The sequence below is a fragment of the Pseudomonas sp. zbq_18 genome (assembly GCF_043102245.1).
Classification (GTDB): Bacteria; Pseudomonadota; Gammaproteobacteria; order Pseudomonadales; family Pseudomonadaceae; genus Aquipseudomonas.
The window spans coordinates 393344-410316 of sequence record NZ_JBICIT010000001.1 but is presented as its reverse complement, the minus strand read 5'-3'; the positions used below and the strand labels follow the sequence as shown (position 1 = coordinate 410316).

Genomic DNA, 16973 nt, shown 5'->3' with positions numbered 1-16973 from the left:
CCAAAAAAAACGGGAGCCCAATGGGCTCCCGTACTCGATCAGTAGAGTAAAACCACGGCGGCAACACCGGCCGTGGCTACAACCTCACCAGCGCTCCCATGGAACGCTTGTACCCAGTCTGGCAAAAAACGAGCGCTTGCTTTGTAGGTGCTTGGTTAACGCCGTGTAAAGAAATGCAAACGGTTGGCTGCCTCGCCCTGGCCACGGCAGAATGCCGGCCATGCATATGCCCCCTTTCTGCCAACTGCACAACGACCTGCCCGCCCTGCTGCCCGGCACCTGCCTGGTGCAGGCTCGTTTCGACCCGGCACAACTGCAGGCCGAGGACTTCGGTCGCTGTAACGTCCCCCCGGTTCGTGGCGTGGCCAAGCGCCAGGCCGAGCACCTGGCCGGGCGCCTGTGCGCGCGCAGCGCGCTGCACGGCCTCTGCGGTCAGGCACTGATTCCCGGCCGCGATGCCGATGGCGTGCCGATCTGGCCAGCGGGCATCAGCGGCTCCATCAGCCATGGCCATGGCCAGGCCGCCGCCCTGGTGGCGCTGAGCCGCGACTGGCGCAGCCTGGGCATCGACCTGGAACAGCAACTGCCACCCGAGCGTGCCACCCGCCTGGCCGCGGAAATCCTCACAACGAATGAACTGCAACGTAGCGGCGGCCTGTCTCCGGCCGAGTTCGCCCAGCGTGTGACCCTGACCTTCTCGCTCAAGGAGAGCCTGTTCAAGGCCCTCTTTCCGCTGGTGCGCCGGCGCTTCTACTTCCATGATGCCGAATTGCTGGAGGTCGACGGCGAGCAGGCACGCCTGCGCCTGCTGCTCGACCTGCATCACGAATGGCCGAGCGGTAGCGAGCTGGATGGCCACTACCGCAGCCAGGCCGACTCCCTGCTCAGCCTGGTCGCCATCTAACCCCTCGCTCAGGCCAGCTCGGCGCGCAGCTGTTTGGCCGCGGCCACCATGTTCACCAGCGCCGCTTCGGTTTCCGGCCAGGCGCGGGTCTTCAGGCCGCAGTCCGGGTTGACCCACAGGCGCTCGGCCGGCACCCACTGCGCGGCCTTGCGCAGCAGCTGGGCCATTTCGCGGCTGTCCGGCACGCGCGGCGAGTGGATGTCGTACACGCCTGGGCCGATCTCGTTGGGGTAGTCGAAGGCCTCGAAGGCGCGCAGCAGCTCCATGTCCGAACGCGAGGTCTCGATGGTGATCACGTCGGCGTCCATGGCGGCGATGGACTCGATCACGTCGTTGAACTCGCTGTAGCACATGTGGGTGTGGATCTGTGTCTCGTCGCGTACACCGCTGGCAGTCAGCCGGAAGGCCTCGGTGGCCCAGTCCAGGTAGTGCTGCCAACCGGCCTTGCGCAGCGGCAGGCCTTCGCGGAAGGCCGCCTCGTCGATCTGGATGACCTTGATCCCGGCCGCTTCCAGGTCGACCACCTCGTCGCGAATGGCCAGCGCCAGCTGGCGCGCCTGCTGCTCGCGCGGAATGTCGTCACGCGGGAAGGACCACATCAGCATGGTCACCGGGCCGGTCAACATGCCCTTCATGACCTTGTCGGTGCAGCGCTGGGCGTAGGCGATCCACTCCACCGTCATCGGCTTGGGCCGCGACAGGTCACCATAGATCACCGCCGGTTTGACACAGCGCGAGCCGTAGCTCTGCACCCAGCCGAAGCGGGTGAAGGCGTAGCCGTCGAGCTGCTCGGCGAAGTACTCGACCATGTCGTTGCGCTCGGCCTCGCCATGCACCAGCACGTCCAGGCCCAGCTGCTCCTGAATCTGCACCGCATGGCGGATTTCCGCGTGCATGGCCTCGGTGTATTCGGCGGCGGACAGCTTGCCGGCCTTGTACGACTGGCGCGCCAGGCGGATCGCCGAGGTCTGCGGGAAGGAGCCGATGGTGGTAGTGGGGAACGGCGGCAGGTCGAGCAACTCACGCTGCCTGGCGATGCGTTCGGCGAAGGGCGACTGGCGCTGGCTATCGGCCGCACGGATGGCAGCCAGGCGCGCCTGTACCTCGGGCTTGTGGATGCGCGGCGAAGCGGCGCGGCTGACCTGCACTTCGTTGCTTTCGGCCAGCGCGGCCTGCACCTCGGCGGCCTGCGGCTCGCGTAAAGCCCTGGCCAGCACGGCGACCTCCTGGCACTTCTGCACGGCGAAGGCGAGCCAGCTCTTCAGCTCGGCATCCAGCTGGTCTTCCCGATTCAGATCAACCGGGCTGTGCAGCAACGAGCAACTCGGCGCCACCCACAGCCGACTGCCCAGACGCTCATGGGCCTGCTGCAGGATATCCAGGGCTTTTTCCAGGTCGGCGCGCCAGACATTGCGGCCGTTGACCACACCGAGCGACAGCACCTTGTAGGCCGGCAGGCGGTCGAGGATGGCCGGGAACTGCTCCGGCGCACGCACCAGGTCGATGTGCAGGCCATCCACCGGCAGGCCAGCGGCCAGGCCGAGATTGTCTTCCAGGCCGGCGAAGTAGGTAGCGATCAGCTTCCTGCCTGGCTCCTTCTGTAGCAGGTTGTAGGCGCGCTCAAAGGCATTCTTCCAGGCCTGCGGCAGGTCGAGGGCGAGGATAGGTTCGTCGATCTGCACCCAGTCGATGCCCTGGCCGGCCAGGCGCTGGAGGATCTCGCCGTAGACCGGCAGCAGGCGTTCGAGCAGCTCAAGCTTGTCGAACTCGCGGCCCTTGCACTTGCCCAGCCACAGGTAGGTCAGCGGGCCGATCAGTACCGGCTTGAGGGTGTGGCCCAGGGCCTTGCCCTCCTCCACTTCCTCGAACAGCTGCTCCCAGCTCAGGGCGAACTGCTGGTCGGCGGTGAATTCGGGGACCAGGTAGTGGTAGTTGGTGTCGAACCACTTGGTCATCTCTTGCGCGTGGGCGCCTCCGCAGCAGGTGTTCTGGCTGCTCTTGTTTCCAGAAACCCCTCGGGCCATGCCGAACAGAGTGTCCAGGGTCGGCTTGCCGCCGTGGGTGTGGAAGCGCTCGGGGATCACGCCGAAGGTCACGGAGTGGGTCAGTACCTGGTCGTACCAGGCGAAGTCACCGACCGGCAGCAACTCGATGCCGGCGTCCTTCTGCAGCTGCCAGTGGGCGGCGCGCAGCTCGCGGCCGACGGCGCGCAGGCCGGCTTCATCCAGTTCGCCCTTCCAGTAGCTTTCCAGAGCCTTCTTCAGTTCGCGGTCGCGGCCGATGCGGGGGAAGCCGAGGTTGTGTGCCAATGCCATTTGTCTGTCTCCAGTGTTCGTCAATGACGCACATTCTCGACACCGGTCGCATCATGAGACAAACTCAACCTATTCGTGATCATCACAAGTTTAATTCATTGAGATTTGCTCATGTTGGAATTGCGCCACCTTAAGACCCTGCACGCCCTGCGCGAGACCGACAGCCTGGTGGAGGCTGCCGAGCGCCTGCACCTGACCCAGTCGGCGCTGTCGCACCAGTTCAAGGAGCTGGAGGAACGCCTGGGGATGCAATTGTTCGTGCGCAAGACCAAGCCGGTGCGCTTCACCAGTGCCGGTCTGCGCCTGCTGCAACTGGCCGACAGCCTGCTGCCGCAGCTACGTGCCGCCGAGCGCGACCTGGCGCGCCTGGCCGGCGGAACGGCGGGCAGGCTGCACATGGCCATCGAGTGCCACAGCTGCTTCCAGTGGCTGATGCCGACCATCGACCAGTTCCGCGACGCCTGGCCGGAAGTGGAGCTGGACCTGGCCTCGGGCTTCTCCTTCGCCCCACTGCCGGCGCTGTCGCGCGGCGACCTCGACCTGGTGGTGACCTCAGACCCCGTCGAAATGAACGGCATCACCTACGTGCCGCTGTTCACTTACGAAGCGCTGCTGGCGGTAGCCAACCAGCATGCGCTGGCCAACCGCCCCTACGTGCTGCCCGAGGATATCGAGCGCGAGACGCTGATCACCTACCCCATCGACCGCGACCGTCTGGATATCTTCACCCGCTTCCTCGAACCGGCCGACATCGAACCGGCGCAGGTGCGTACCTCGGAGCTGACGGTGATGATGATGCAGCTGGTAGCCAGCGGCCGCGGTGTGTGCAGCCTGCCCAACTGGGCGCTGCACGAGTACAGCTCGCGCGGCTACGTGACCGCCAAACGCCTGGGCGAGAAGGGCCTGTACTGCACGCTGTATGCGGCGATCCGCGCCGACATGCTCGACGCGCCGTTCATGCGCGACTTCCTGCTGACCGCCAAGGACACCTCCTTCGCCACCCTTGCCGGGGTCAGCGCGGCTCGCTAAAGCAAACCCGAGGCTTGGCAAACCGTATTGCCAGGCCTCGCTCCATAGCCCTCTCCGCCACACAACCTCACTGATCCGCGCAACCGCCATCCACCTTCAGAACCTACGCGCTCTGTACGACCTCAAAACATGCAGCGGCATCGTTCACGCTACTGACGGAAAGGCCCCAGCAACGCAGGGCATGATTTCATGAGGCCTCCAGGCAGTCACGGCTGCGAAAGCGAGAACGCGCGCCCCGCTACCAAGTCTGCGCAGCGAACAGCGGTTTCTTGCATCAGGCGCGCCGATCAAAAGTGCCCTGGCTGCTACTCTGAAGCCAACCGTTAGTCGCCCGACGCTCTGGCCCGGCCTTTGTAGGCACGAGAAGCCGGCGCGGACGCCCCGCCCGAGGAGACTCCATGAGCCTTTCGCTGTTGAACCGCTACGCCTTCTTCGCCTTCTGTGTACTCCTCACCCTCGTCACCCTGCCGTTTCTCGGCGCCCATGAGTGGCTGTGGGCGCTAACCCTGGTCGCCGGCATGCTCAGCCTGGTCGGCGTAAACGACCTGCTGCAGACCCGCCACGCGGTACGCCGCAACTACCCGATCCTGGGCAATATCCGTTACCTGGTGGAGGCTATCCGCCCGGAGATCCGCCAGTACCTGCTGGAGGGTGATCGCGAGGCGCTGCCCTTCTCCCGCGCGCAACGCGGCCTGGTCTACGCACGGGCCAAGAACGAAGGCGCCGACAAGGCCTTCGGCACCCTCAGCGACGTGTACCAGAGCGGCTTCGAGTTCATCGGCCACTCAATGCTGCCGGCCGACCACTGCGACCCCAGCACCTTTCGCGTCACCATCGGCGGGCAGCAGTGCAGCCAGCCCTACTCGGCCTCGGTGTTCAACATCTCGGCCATGAGCTTCGGCTCGCTCAGCGCCAACGCCATCCGCGCCCTCAACCAGGGCGCCAAGCTCGGCGGCTTCTATCACGACACCGGCGAGGGCAGCATCAGCCCCTATCACCGCGAGTACGGCGGCGACCTGGTGTGGGAACTGGGCAGCGGCTATTTCGGCTGCCGCACCGCCGAAGGCCGCTTCGACCCCGAGCGTTTTGCCGAGCAGGCCGCCAACCCGCAGGTGAAGATGATCGAGATCAAGCTCAGCCAGGGCGCCAAGCCCGGCCACGGCGGCATCCTGCCCAAGCACAAGATCACTGAGGAAATATCCCAGACCCGCGGCGTGCCCATGGGCCAGGACTGCATCTCGCCGGCCTCGCACAGCGCCTTCTCCACCCCGCTGGAGCTGCTGCAGTTCATCGCCCAGCTCCGTGAGCTGTCCGGCGGCAAGCCGGTGGGCTTCAAGCTGTGCCTGGGCCATCCCTGGGAGTTCATGGGCATCGCCAAGGCTATGCTGGAGAGCGGCATCCTGCCGGACTTCATCGTCATCGACGGCAAGGAAGGCGGCACCGGCGCCGCGCCCCTGGAGTTCACCGACCATATCGGCGTGCCGCTGCGCGAGGGCCTGCTGTTCGTGCACAACACCCTGGTCGGCCTCAACCTGCGCGACAAGATCCGCCTTGGCGCCAGCGGCAAGATCGTCAGCGCCTTCGACATCGCCAGCGTCATGGCCCTGGGCGCCGACTGGGCCAACTCGGCGCGCGGCTTCATGTTCGCCATCGGCTGTATCCAGAGCCAGAGCTGCCATACCAACAAGTGCCCGACCGGCGTGGCCACCCAGGACAAGCTGCGCCAGCGCGCCCTGGTGGTGCCGGACAAGGCCCAGCGCGTGCGCAACTTCCACCACAACACCATGAAGGCCCTGGCCGAGATGATCGCTGCCGCGGGCCTGCGGCATCCCTCGCAGATCGAGGCCAAGCACCTGGTGCGGCGCATGTCGGCCAGCGAGATCAAGCTGTACTCGCAGTTGCACGTCTTCCTCAAACCGGGCGAGCTGCTCGGCGAGGAGATTTCCGGCGAGTTCTATGCGCGTATGTGGGCCATGGCCCAGGCGAACAGCTTCGCGCCGGCAGCAGTCTGAACTCTATTCAGCCCAGGGATCGAGGCTGCCCACGCTACAACTGACCCTGCGGTTGGCGGCCAGTGAAGCCGTGGCTGCCATGCCCCCGCTGGGCGTGCGGGGGTACCCGGCACGCACAGTTCGACGCCTTACCGCTCACGCGAGCCGGCCGCCCCTTCGGGCAATATTTCGCTCACCAGCGCAGGCCGCCGTCTAAGCTTGGAGCAAGACCCGTCGCGAATGGTAGGCAGTCGATCATGGGTTCACTGTGGCAGTCCGAGGCACCCGACACGACGCTACTCGCCAGCGCCACGGAGAGCCTGTTGGTCCAGCCACAACCACCGCGTCGCTCGCGTCTGAAGCTGCTGCTCTGGCTGTTTGTGCTGCTCGCGCTGCTGGCCCTGGGCCTGCTCGGCTACCAGGAAATCATCAGCTCCCGCTGGCAGGCCCGGGAATTCAGCCGCTATGCCGCCACACTCAACTACCAGCTGCAGCCCGGCCCCAGCGACGCGATTCTGTTTCCCCGCAGCGGCCCCTTCGACAAACGCCTCGGCTATGTGGAACTGCCCGCGCTTATCGAGCGCCTGCAGGCCCGCCACTTCCTGGTCAGCCGCCAGGCACGCTTCTCTTCCGCCCTGCTCGACTACAGCCAGCGCGGCTTCTTCCCACCCTATGCGGAAAAAGTGCAGGCCGGGCTCAGCATCAGCGACTGCCGCGGCGAGCCGCTCTACCAGTTCCAGTACCCACAGCAGCTGTATGCCAGCTTCGAGGCTATTCCGCCGCTGGTGGTCGACAGCCTGCTGTTCATCGAGAACCGCCACCTGCTGGATACCGAACAGCCGCTGGCCAACCCCGCGGTAGACTGGCCGCGCTTCGCCAAGGCGGCGTTGTCGCAAATCGGCAAGCAGTTCTCCGTTCAGGAGCAATCGGCCGGCGGCAGTACACTGGCCACCCAGCTGGAGAAATACCGTCACTCGCCGGATGGCCTGACCCTGGAGCCGATGGACAAGCTGCGGCAGATGATCTCCGCCAGCATGCGCGCCTACCAACAGGGCCCGCAGACCCTGGAAGCACGCCAGGCCGTGGTGCGCGACTACCTCAACAGCGTGCCGCTCTCCGCCGCCCCCGGCCATGGCGAAGTGCACGGCCTGGCCGACGGCCTGCGGGTGTGGTTCGGCGCCGACTTCAATCGGGTCAACCGTCTACTCGACCAGCGCCACAGCACCTCAGCCAGTCGCGCCGAGCAGGGCCTGGCCCTGCGCCAGGTACTGGCACTGATGATCGCCCAACGCCGCCCCTCCTACTATCTGGCAGCAGGGCGCAACGAGTTGGAACAGCTCATCGACAGCCATATCCGCATCCTGGCCAAGGCCGGGATAGTCGAGCAGCCGCTACGCGAGGCGGCGCTGGCAAGGCGCCTGGCGTTTCGCGACCTGGCGCTGCATCCGGCCATCCAGCCGGTGCAGAGCAACAAGGGCATCACCGTGGCCCGCAGCCGCCTGTCCAGTCTGCTCAATCAGCCGCTGTACGACCTCGACCGCCTCGACCTCAGCGCCACCAGCACCCTCAATGCCGAGCTGCAACAAAGCATCAGCGCCTACTTGCGGCGCCTGGCCGACCCCGAGTTCGCCGGCGAGATCGGCCTGTACGGCGAGCGCCTGCTATCGCCGGAAAAAACCGCCGACGTGCGCTACAGCTTCACCCTGTTCGAACGCGGCCTGGACGGGGCCCGGGTGCGGGTACAAACCGACAGCACCGACCAGCCGTTCGACATCAACGAGGGCAGCAAACTGGAGCTGGGCTCGACCGCCAAGCTGCGAGTACTGACCACCTACCTACAGGTGATCGCCGAGCTGCATGCGCGTTACGCCGGGCAAAGCCCGCAGGCACTGCGCAAGATCGAGGTGGCCCCACAGGATCACCTGACCCGCTGGGTACTGGACCAGCTGATCGCCAAGCCGGAGCAGAACCTGGCCACACTGCTCGACGCGGCGCTGGATCGCAAATACTCGGCCAGTCCCTACGAAACCTTCTTCACTGGCGGCGGCGCGCATACCTTCAGCAACTTCAAGCGCGAGGACAACGGCCGCATCCCCACCCTGCGCGATGCGCTGCGCGAATCGATCAACCTGCCGTTCATCCGCCTGCTGCGCGATTTGGTGCGCTACAGCACCTACCACGGCAGCGACAACAGTGCCGAGTTGCTCAGGGACGACAAACACCCGCAGCGCGCCGACTATCTCCGGCGTTTCGCCGACCGTGAGGGCACCACCTTCCTGCGGCGTTTCTGGCGCAAATATGAGGGCAAGAGTGCCCAGGAACGCCTGGATGTATTCCTGGAGGGCCTGCGCCCCACCGCCGTGCGTCTGGCCGCCGTGCACCGCTACCTGATGCCACAGGTGGACGAGCCGACCTTCGCCGCCTTCATCAGGGCCCACGCGCCCCAGGAAAAACTCAGCGACGCGAAGATCCAGCGCCTCTACCTGGACTACGGCCCCGGCGCCTGGAGCCTGCCGGATCAGGGCTACATCGCCCGTGTGCACCCGCTGGAACTGTGGTTGCTGGGTTTCATGATCGAGCAACCGCAGGCCAGCTTCCGCGACGCCGTGGCGGCCAGCGCCGAGGAGCGTCAGGAGGTCTACGGCTGGCTGTTCAAGACCCGCCATCGCAGCGCCCGCGACAGCCGCATCCGCACCCTGCTGGAGGTGGAAGCCTTCCTCGACATCCACGAACGCTGGCAACGCCTGGGCTACCCCTTCGACCATCTGGTGCCGTCGCTGGCCACTGCCATTGGCAGCTCCGGCGACCGTCCGGCGGCACTGGCCGAGCTGATGGGCATCATCGTCAACGACGGCATTCGCCAGCCCAGCGTGCGCATCGACAGCCTGCACTTCGCCGCAGACACGCCCTACGAAACCCTGCTGCGCCAGGACGCCCTGCGCGGTGAGCGGGTGATGCCCTCGGAAGTGGCAGCAGCCCTGCGCGGCGCGCTGTCCCAGGTGGTCGAGGCCGGCACGGCGCGGCGCCTGCAGGGCAGCTTCCAGACCAGCGACGGTAGCGCGCTGCTGCTCGGCGGCAAGACCGGCACCGGCGACAACCGTATCGAAAACGTCGGCCGTGGCGGCCAGGTGCTCAGCTCCAGGGCCGTCAACCGCACGGCCACTTTCGTTTTCTACCTGGGGCCACGTCACTTCGGCACCCTCACGGCCTTCGTACCCGGCCAGGCCGCGGACAACTTCCGCTTCACCTCGGCCCTGCCGGTGCAGGTGCTCAAGGGCATGGCACCGCTGCTCAGCCCCTACCTGGCGGCGAACGCGCGCACCGGCTGCAGCCAGCCGCCGAGCCCGACGCAGGCTCGCTTGTATTGAAGTAGGTTAGACCGGACTGTGTGTGAGCGGCTGGGCGGCATTCCGCTTTAGCCGCGATGCTTTTGCGCTGACTTCATCGCGACTGAAGTCGCTCCCACAAAAGCCAGCCAGACCCAGCTACGGTGTGCGCAATCACGTAGGTTGGGTTGAGCGCAGCGAAGCCCAACGCGGCGAACTGTTGGGCTTCGCTGCGCTCAGCCCAACCTACGGACTATGGGGCCGGGCAGAACCAGGCGATGGGGCGCAACCGCCCCATCGCCTGGACATCAGCTGACGCTCGGCGCCTGCTTGTCGCTCTGCGCCAGGTCCATCAGCTCGCGGTTGGCCACGGCGTACATGGCGTAGTCGGTGCCAGTGGCGCCGCGCAGTTCGGCGAGCATCGCCAGCCAGCGCTTGACCAGGGTGCGGTGCTGTTCCAGCCACACGGCCACCCGCTGCTCGATGTCCTGCGGGCCGTCAGCCATCTGCAGCACGGCGATGGTAATGGCGCGCTGCTGGCCGTCCAGATCGTCGCGGAACGCCTCGCGGGCCAGGGCCTGCCAGTTGTTGTCCACCGGCAGGCTGGTGACCTGCTGCAGGTACCAGCTCAGCTCCAGCGCATCGCCCACCGCGAAGTAGGCGGTAGCCACTTCGCTGGCGCTCTTACCGGTAACGTCAGCGGCCTCGATGATCGGCAACAGGGTGTACAGGTGACTGGTGCCGGCCACCACGCGAGCCAGTTCCTCCGGCGCACCAGCCTCGACATAACTCTGGTAACGCGCCAGCCACTGCTCGCGAGCCGGACCTTCGAGCAACTCATCCAGACGCCCGGCCAGCTCGGCCACGCGCGGCGCGAAGTGGCCGACGTCGCGGGCCGCATCGAGATCGTCACGGCGGCTACGCAGGAACCAGCGGGTGGCGCGGCGGCCCAGGCGCATCAGCTCGTCCATCAACTGCAGCTGCAGCTCGGCCGGTACCTGGTAGTCCAGCGCTTCGATCTGCTGCCACCAGTGCGGCAGGCGGAACACGTCACGCACGATGACATAGGCGCCAGCGACGTTGGCCGCGCTCATGCCGGTGGACTCCTTGAGGCGCTGTACGAAGGTGATGCCCATGTGGTTGACCAGATCGTTGGCGATCTGCGTGCTGACGATCTCGCGCTTCAGGCGGTGGCGCTCCATGGCCTCGCCGAACTTCTGCGCCAGGCGCGCCGGGAAGGCGGTCTGCATCTCGCGGGCCAGGTAGTCATCATCCGGCACGCGGGACTTGAGCAGCGCCTCCTTGAGGTCGATCTTGCTGTAGGAGATCAGCACCGACAGCTCCGGGCGGGTCAGGCCACGGCCGTTGGCGGCACGCTCGTTGAGCTCGTCGTCGGTGGGCAGGAACTCCAGCGCACGGTCCAGCTTGCCGGCGCCTTCCAGCGCGGCCATCAGACGCTTGTACTCGGCGACACGCTCGCGGGCGCGGCGCTCGGCCAGCGACAGGGCCTGGGTCTGTTTGTAGTTGTTGCCCAGCACCAGATTGCCAACGTCGTCGGTCATGTCGGCCAGCAGCTTGTTGCGCTGCTTGCCGGTCATGTCCCCGGCGGCCACGATCTCGCCGAGCAGGATCTTGATGTTGACCTCGTGGTCGGAGCAGTCCACGCCACCGGCGTTGTCGATGAAGTCGGTGTTGCTGGCGCCGCCATTGAGGCCGTACTCGACACGGCCCAGCTGGGTCATGCCGAGGTTGCCGCCCTCGCCCACCACCCGCGCGCGCAGTTCGTTGCCATTGACGCGCAGGCCGTCGTTGGCCTTGTCGCCGACGTCGGCATGGCTTTCCTTGCTCGACTTCACATAGGTGCCGATGCCGCCATTCCACAGCAGGTCGACCGGCGCCTTGAGCAGCGCGTTGAGCAGCTCGGTGGGCGCCAGCTTGTCGGCGCTGATGTCGAAGCGCTCCTTCATCTGCGGGCTGATGGCAATGCTCTTGGCGCTGCGCAGGAAGATGCCGCCCCCCTCGGAGATCAGCTTGGCATCGTAGTCGGCCCAGCTGGAACGCGGCAGGTCGAACAGGCGCTTGCGCTCGGCAAAGCTCTTGGCCGCATCCGGGTTGGGGTCGATGAAGATATGCAGGTGGTTGAAGGCCGCCACCAGACGCAGCTTGTCCGACAGCAGCAGACCGTTGCCGAACACGTCGCCGGCCATGTCGCCAATGCCAATGACCGTGGTTTCGTCCTTCTGCACGTCGATGCCGCGCTCGCGGAAGTGACGCTGCACCGACACCCAGCCGCCCTTGGCGGTGATGCCCATGCCCTTGTGGTCGTAGCCCGCCGAGCCACCGGAAGCGAAGGCGTCGCCCAACCAGAAGCCGTACTCCTGGGCGATACCGTTGGCGATGTCGGAGAAGGTCGCGGTGCCCTTGTCGGCCGCCACCACCAGGTAGGGGTCATCCGGATCGTGACGCACGACGTTCTCCGGCGGCACGACCTTGCCTTCCTTGAGGTTGTCGGTGATATCCAGCAGGCCGCTAATGAAGATGCGGTAGCAGGCAATGCCCTCGGCCTGGATCTCGTCACGGCTGCCTCCCAGCGGCAGCTTGCGGGGTACGAAACCGCCCTTGGCGCCCATCGGCACGATCACCGCGTTCTTCACCTGCTGCGCCTTGACCAGGCCCAGCACCTCGGTACGGAAGTCTTCCTCGCGATCGGACCAGCGCAGGCCGCCGCGAGCGACGTCGCCAAAGCGCAGGTGCACACCCTCGACGCGCGGGCAGTAGACGAAGATCTCGTACTTGGGCACCGGCCGCGGGATTTCCGGAATCAAGCGCGGGCTGATCTTGAAGCTGAAGTAATGTTTGGGCTGGCCATCGGCAGCGCTCTGGAAGAAGTTGGTGCGCAGGGTGGCTTTGATCAGGTCCAGGTAGCGGCGCAGGATGCGGTCTTCGTTGAGCACCGCGACATTGTCCAGCGCGGCGAGAATCGCCTGCTCCAGCTTCTGCTGCTTGTCTTCGAGATCCTCGGCGCTGAGCTTGCGCGCCAGGTAGAAACGGGTGCGGAACAGGCGCACCAGTTCCTTGGCGATGTCGGCATGGTTGACCAGGGTCGCGGCGATGTAGCTCAGGTCGAAGCCCAGGCGGATCTGCTTCAGATAGCGAGCATAGGCACGCAGCAGCGCCACGTCACGCCAGGGCATCGAGGCGGTCAGCACCAAGCGGTTGAAACCGTCGTTCTCCGCCGCGCCACCGACGATCTGCACGAAGGCATCCTGCAGGGTGTCGTTGAGTTGCTGGATATCGACATTGACCCCTTCGGCGGCGGTAAAGGCGAAATCGTGAATCCAGAACTCGCGGCCATCCTCGCGGCGCAGCTTGTAAGGGAACTCACCAAGCACGCGCAGGCCGAGGTTCTCCAGGATCGGCAACACGTCCGACAGCGGCAGCGGCGTGTCGGCATGGTACAGCTTGCAGTGCAACTGGCTCTCGCTCTGGGCCAGCGGCTGGTAAAAGCTCATCACCAGCTGGCGCGAGTCGGACAGGCTGAACAGGTGCTGCATGTCCACTACCGCCGAATGCGGGGCGAAACGCTCACGGTAGCCGGCCGGAAAGCCCTGCGGGAAGTCGGCCAGCACCTGGGTGCCCTGGGCCTCGCCGAAGCTCTCCACCACCAGGCTGGCGTAATCGTCCTTCCAGGAACGGCAGGCCTGCACGACCTCTTTCTCGATGCGCGCCTGGTCGATCTGCACGCGGTTCTTCGGGTCGACCTTGAGGATGAACTGCACCCGCGCCAGCACCGACTCGGAGAAGTAGGTCCAGAACTCGCAGTCGCTGGCGCCCAGGCGCTCCATGAGAATCTGCTCGATCTTCACCCGCGTCTCGGTGGAGTACACATCGCGCGGTACATAGGCCAGGCAGTAGGCGAAGCGGCCATAGGGGTCGCGACGGATGAACAGGCGCAGCTTGTTGCGCTCCTGAATCTGCACGATGGAGATGGCGGTGTTGAACAGCTCGTCCACTGGGGTCTGGAACAGGTCATCGCGCGGCAGCACTTCCAGCACCTGTTCCAGCTCCTTGCCCAGGTGCGCCTGGCGATCGAAACCGGAGCGCTCGGCGATCTCATCGACCTTGCGCCGGATATAAGGAATGCGACTGACGCTCTGGGCATACACCGAGGAGGTGTACAGGCCCATGAAGCGGCATTCCTTGATGACCTTGCCCTTGGCATCCAGCTCGCGAATGGAGACGAAGTCCGGGTAGGCCGGACGGTGCACGCGGCTCGGCGTGGCGGCCTTGGCAAAGGACAGCAGCTGCGGCTCGCGCAGGTACTGTACGGCTTCCGGTTCGATATGCAGCTCTTCCTTTTTCAGCCCGCTGCGCAGCCGGCGGGACAGGCCCAGCAGGGAGCTTTCGTCGTACACCAGATGGCCGCCGTCCTTCTCCTCGACCACGGTGAATTCCTCGTAGCCGAGGAAGGTGAAGTGGTTGTCCAGCAGCCAGGCGAGGAAGGTCTTGATCTCGGCCAGCTCGGCGCCGTCGACCTTGAGTTTGGCTTTATCCAGCCAGGCCAGCAGCTGTTCGGCCTTGGCCTTCATCGACGCGAAGTCGGATACCGCCAGACGGACTTCTTCCAGCACCTCGTACAGTGCCTTCTCCAGGGCGCGCAGCTCGCTGGCGCCGGCACAGCGGTCGATCTCCAGGTACATCAGCGCTTCCTGCTGGATGTCCTTGCCGGTGGTGCCGCGCGGCAGCAGTTCCTGGCGCTCGCCGCTCTTGTTGCGCTTCACGCTGAACACGCTGTTTTGCAGGGTGTGGATGCTGTAGCCGCGACGGTTCAGCTCCATGCGTACCGAGTCGACCAGGAATGGCTGGTCCAGGTGCAGCACCTCCACCGCGGTGTGGGTCGACTGCCAGCCATGCTTCTCGTAGTCCGGGTTGTACACCCGCACCTCCGGCTTGGCTGCATCGAATCGCTCCAGCAGACGCCAGGAAGACAGGGTGCAGCCGGCCAGGTCGCTCAGGCGGCGCTGGGTCAATTCGTCGAGAGATACGATGCCGAAGAACTGCTCGGCGAACAGCGCGACTTGTGGCAGCGCCTTGTCGCCGAGATGCTGAGCCAGTACCGCTTGCAGTTGTTGCTGGAAGTCGGCTTTGCTGGCCGCGGTGAAGAACGCCATGGTGATGCTCCGCTTGGCTTGTTATTCGTCAGGTGCCGGAGAGACGCACTGCAGATCAAATGCCTATGCAGTCTAGGCGATTGATAGAACCTGCCAGTGCGCACAGGGACTCATAGGTCATAACCAGCTTAGCGGCAGCCCGGCGCTCTGGATTGCGGCGCTGCGACATATTCGTTCATCAGCAGACGGCCTGCCTCCAGGTTCCATGGCCGAGCAGAGAGCTGCTATGGTGCGCGCGCATGCTCGCAGGAATGGATTCCATGCAGTACCCACACCTCACCCGCTCGCTGATCCGCCACTACGGCAACCTGCTGATCACCGCCATCGGCCTGGTGCTGCTCGGCCTGGCCGCCTGGCTGTATCCCGACTTGATCACCCCACTGCTGTGGGCCGGCGTGCCGGTGTACCTCGGCGTGCTGCTGCCGCGCTGGGTCGGCCGAAAAGAGCGCCAGCGCCGCGCCGAGGCAGCCCTGGCCCGCGATCAGGCCAAGTGGGGCTTTCCCTGTCGCGACCATGTCGGCCCCTGGCTGAACTTCATCGACCAGCCCTTCCTGCGCCACTGCCCGGAGTTCGCCGGGCGCTACTTCTACAGCGAGTGGCTGCTGATCCACGACGGCCTGCTGATGGTCAACCCCGGCCACTCCCAGGTCGACCTGCAGCGCGGCGAGGTGCGCTACGACTTTGTCCGCCCCCAGACCTACGCCTGGGACGGCTGCACACCCAAGGTGCCGTTCTACTGGCTGGCCATCATCGGCACCCCGGACTGGTGGGAGAAGCGTCACCGGGTACTCGGCCTGCGCGCCGGCCAGGCAGTCGAGCACGACGTGTTCTGGCCTCTGGCCCACCCTGCCAGCCTGATCCACGACGCTCTGTACCAGTACCTCAACGTCGCGCCGGTGGCCAAGCACGAGGCCGACCTGCTGTTCCTGCGCATGCTGCGCGAAGCCGGCATGGGGCGTCTGCCGGCCTTCGTCTACTACCTGGCCGTGCGTCTGTTTGGCGCACCGGATGTGCGTGGCCCAGCGCCCGCCAGCAGCGGCCTGACCTGCACCACGCCGCTGCCGACTCTGCACGCCCCGAGCAGAACTTAACGGCCGCGCCAACGTCTGTTTGAAGCGCCCCGCGGCGAGGCAAGCGGAACTGGTCTGCACTGCCGAACGCCGAGGTGTGCCAGTCACGTCGCCAATGCAGTAAAATTGCCTACCCGAACGGGTGTATTCGGCGCCCAGTCAGTCCCTTTCCAGGAACCATCCCGATGGAACATCGTGAGGCGCTCGTCGCGCTGCGGCAATTTCTCGGCAGCCAGATCCTCGGCCAGGAAAAACTCATCGAACGCCTGCTGATCGCCCTGCTGGCGGACGGCCACATGCTGGTGGAAGGCGCGCCGGGCCTGGCCAAGACCAAGGCCATCAAGGAACTCGCCGAAGGCCTGGAGGCAGAGTTCCACCGCATCCAGTTCACCCCCGACCTGCTGCCCGCCGACATCACCGGCACCGAGATCTACCGTCCGGAAACCGGCAGCTTTGTGTTCCAGCAGGGGCCGATCTTCCACAACCTGGTGCTGGCCGACGAAATCAACCGTGCCCCGGCCAAGGTGCAGTCGGCGCTGCTCGAAGCCATGGCCGAGCGCCAGGTGTCGGTCGGGCGCAGCACCTATGACCTGTCGCCACTGTTCCTGGTGATGGCCACGCAGAACCCCATCGAGCAGGAAGGCACCTATCCCCTGCCCGAGGCCCAGCTCGACCGCTTCCTGATGCACGTGAAGATCGGCTTCCCGGATGCCAGCGTGGAACGCAAGATCCTCGCCCTGGCCCGTGGCGACGCCCTGCACGGCGAGGCCAAGCCGGAACACCGAGTCAGCCAGCAGGCGATCTTCGCCGCGCGCCAGGAAATTCTCGGCCTGTACATGGCCGACGCCGTGGAGGAATACCTGGTGCAGTTGGTCATGGCCACCCGTACCCCGGCCAAGCACGATGCCGAGCTGGCCGAGTGGATCGCCTACGGCGCCAGCCCGCGCGGCTCCATCGCCCTCGACCGCTGCGCCCGCGCCCATGCCTGGCTGGCCGGCCGCGACTTCGTCAGCCCCGAGGACATCCAGGCGGTGCTGTTCGATGTACTGCGCCACCGCATCATCCTGTCGTTCGAGGCCGAGGCCGCCGGCATCGACCAGGACCGCGTGATCCAGCGCATCCTCGACGTGGTGGCGGTGGCCTGAGTGCTGTCGCAAGTCACACGCT

The 16973-nt window shown here is 65.7% G+C and carries 8 protein-coding genes; 6 read left to right on the top strand and 2 right to left on the bottom strand.

The window, feature by feature from the left end:
• Positions 1-211 precede the first annotated feature (211 nt).
• A complete protein-coding gene (locus ACF8C6_RS01985) occupies positions 212-904 on the top strand; it encodes a 4'-phosphopantetheinyl transferase (RefSeq protein ID WP_392497759.1) in 693 nt (230 codons plus the stop codon).
• A gap of 8 nt (positions 905-912) precedes the next feature.
• Here the strand turns inward: ACF8C6_RS01985 and metE are convergent, their stop codons facing one another.
• The gene (gene metE, locus ACF8C6_RS01980) at positions 913-3219 is read right to left on the bottom strand and encodes a 5-methyltetrahydropteroyltriglutamate--homocysteine S-methyltransferase (RefSeq protein ID WP_392497758.1); all 2307 of its coding nucleotides are present in this window, start codon (positions 3217-3219) and stop codon (positions 913-915) included.
• A gap of 111 nt (positions 3220-3330) precedes the next feature.
• On the opposite strand from metE, the gene metR reads away from it, so the two are divergent.
• The 3 genes from metR (at position 3331) to ACF8C6_RS01965 (ending at position 9607) form a co-directional block, all read left to right on the top strand.
• Entirely contained in the window at positions 3331-4248 is a 918-nt protein-coding gene (gene metR / locus ACF8C6_RS01975) for a transcriptional regulator MetR (protein ID WP_392497757.1), read from the top strand.
• A gap of 398 nt (positions 4249-4646) precedes the next feature.
• Positions 4647-6260, top strand: coding sequence for an FMN-binding glutamate synthase family protein (locus tag ACF8C6_RS01970; protein WP_392497756.1), 1614 nt, complete (start codon positions 4647-4649; stop codon positions 6258-6260).
• Between the two features lie 236 nt (positions 6261-6496).
• On the top strand, positions 6497-9607 hold the full coding sequence (locus ACF8C6_RS01965; RefSeq protein ID WP_392497755.1) for a transglycosylase domain-containing protein: 3111 nt from the start codon (positions 6497-6499) through the stop codon (positions 9605-9607).
• A 266-nt stretch (positions 9608-9873) separates the two neighbouring features.
• On the opposite strand, the gene ACF8C6_RS01960 is transcribed toward ACF8C6_RS01965, so the two are convergent.
• Entirely contained in the window at positions 9874-14736 is a 4863-nt protein-coding gene (locus ACF8C6_RS01960) for an NAD-glutamate dehydrogenase (protein ID WP_392497754.1), read from the bottom strand.
• Between the two features lie 260 nt (positions 14737-14996).
• On the opposite strand from ACF8C6_RS01960, the gene ACF8C6_RS01955 reads away from it, so the two are divergent.
• Positions 14997-15827, top strand: coding sequence for a DUF1353 domain-containing protein (locus ACF8C6_RS01955; protein WP_392497753.1), 831 nt, complete (start codon positions 14997-14999; stop codon positions 15825-15827).
• Between the two features lie 164 nt (positions 15828-15991).
• Positions 15992-16951 (top strand): AAA family ATPase, encoded by a 960-nt coding sequence (locus tag ACF8C6_RS01950; protein WP_392497752.1) that lies wholly within the window; start codon positions 15992-15994, stop codon positions 16949-16951.
• Positions 16952-16973 lie beyond the last annotated feature (22 nt).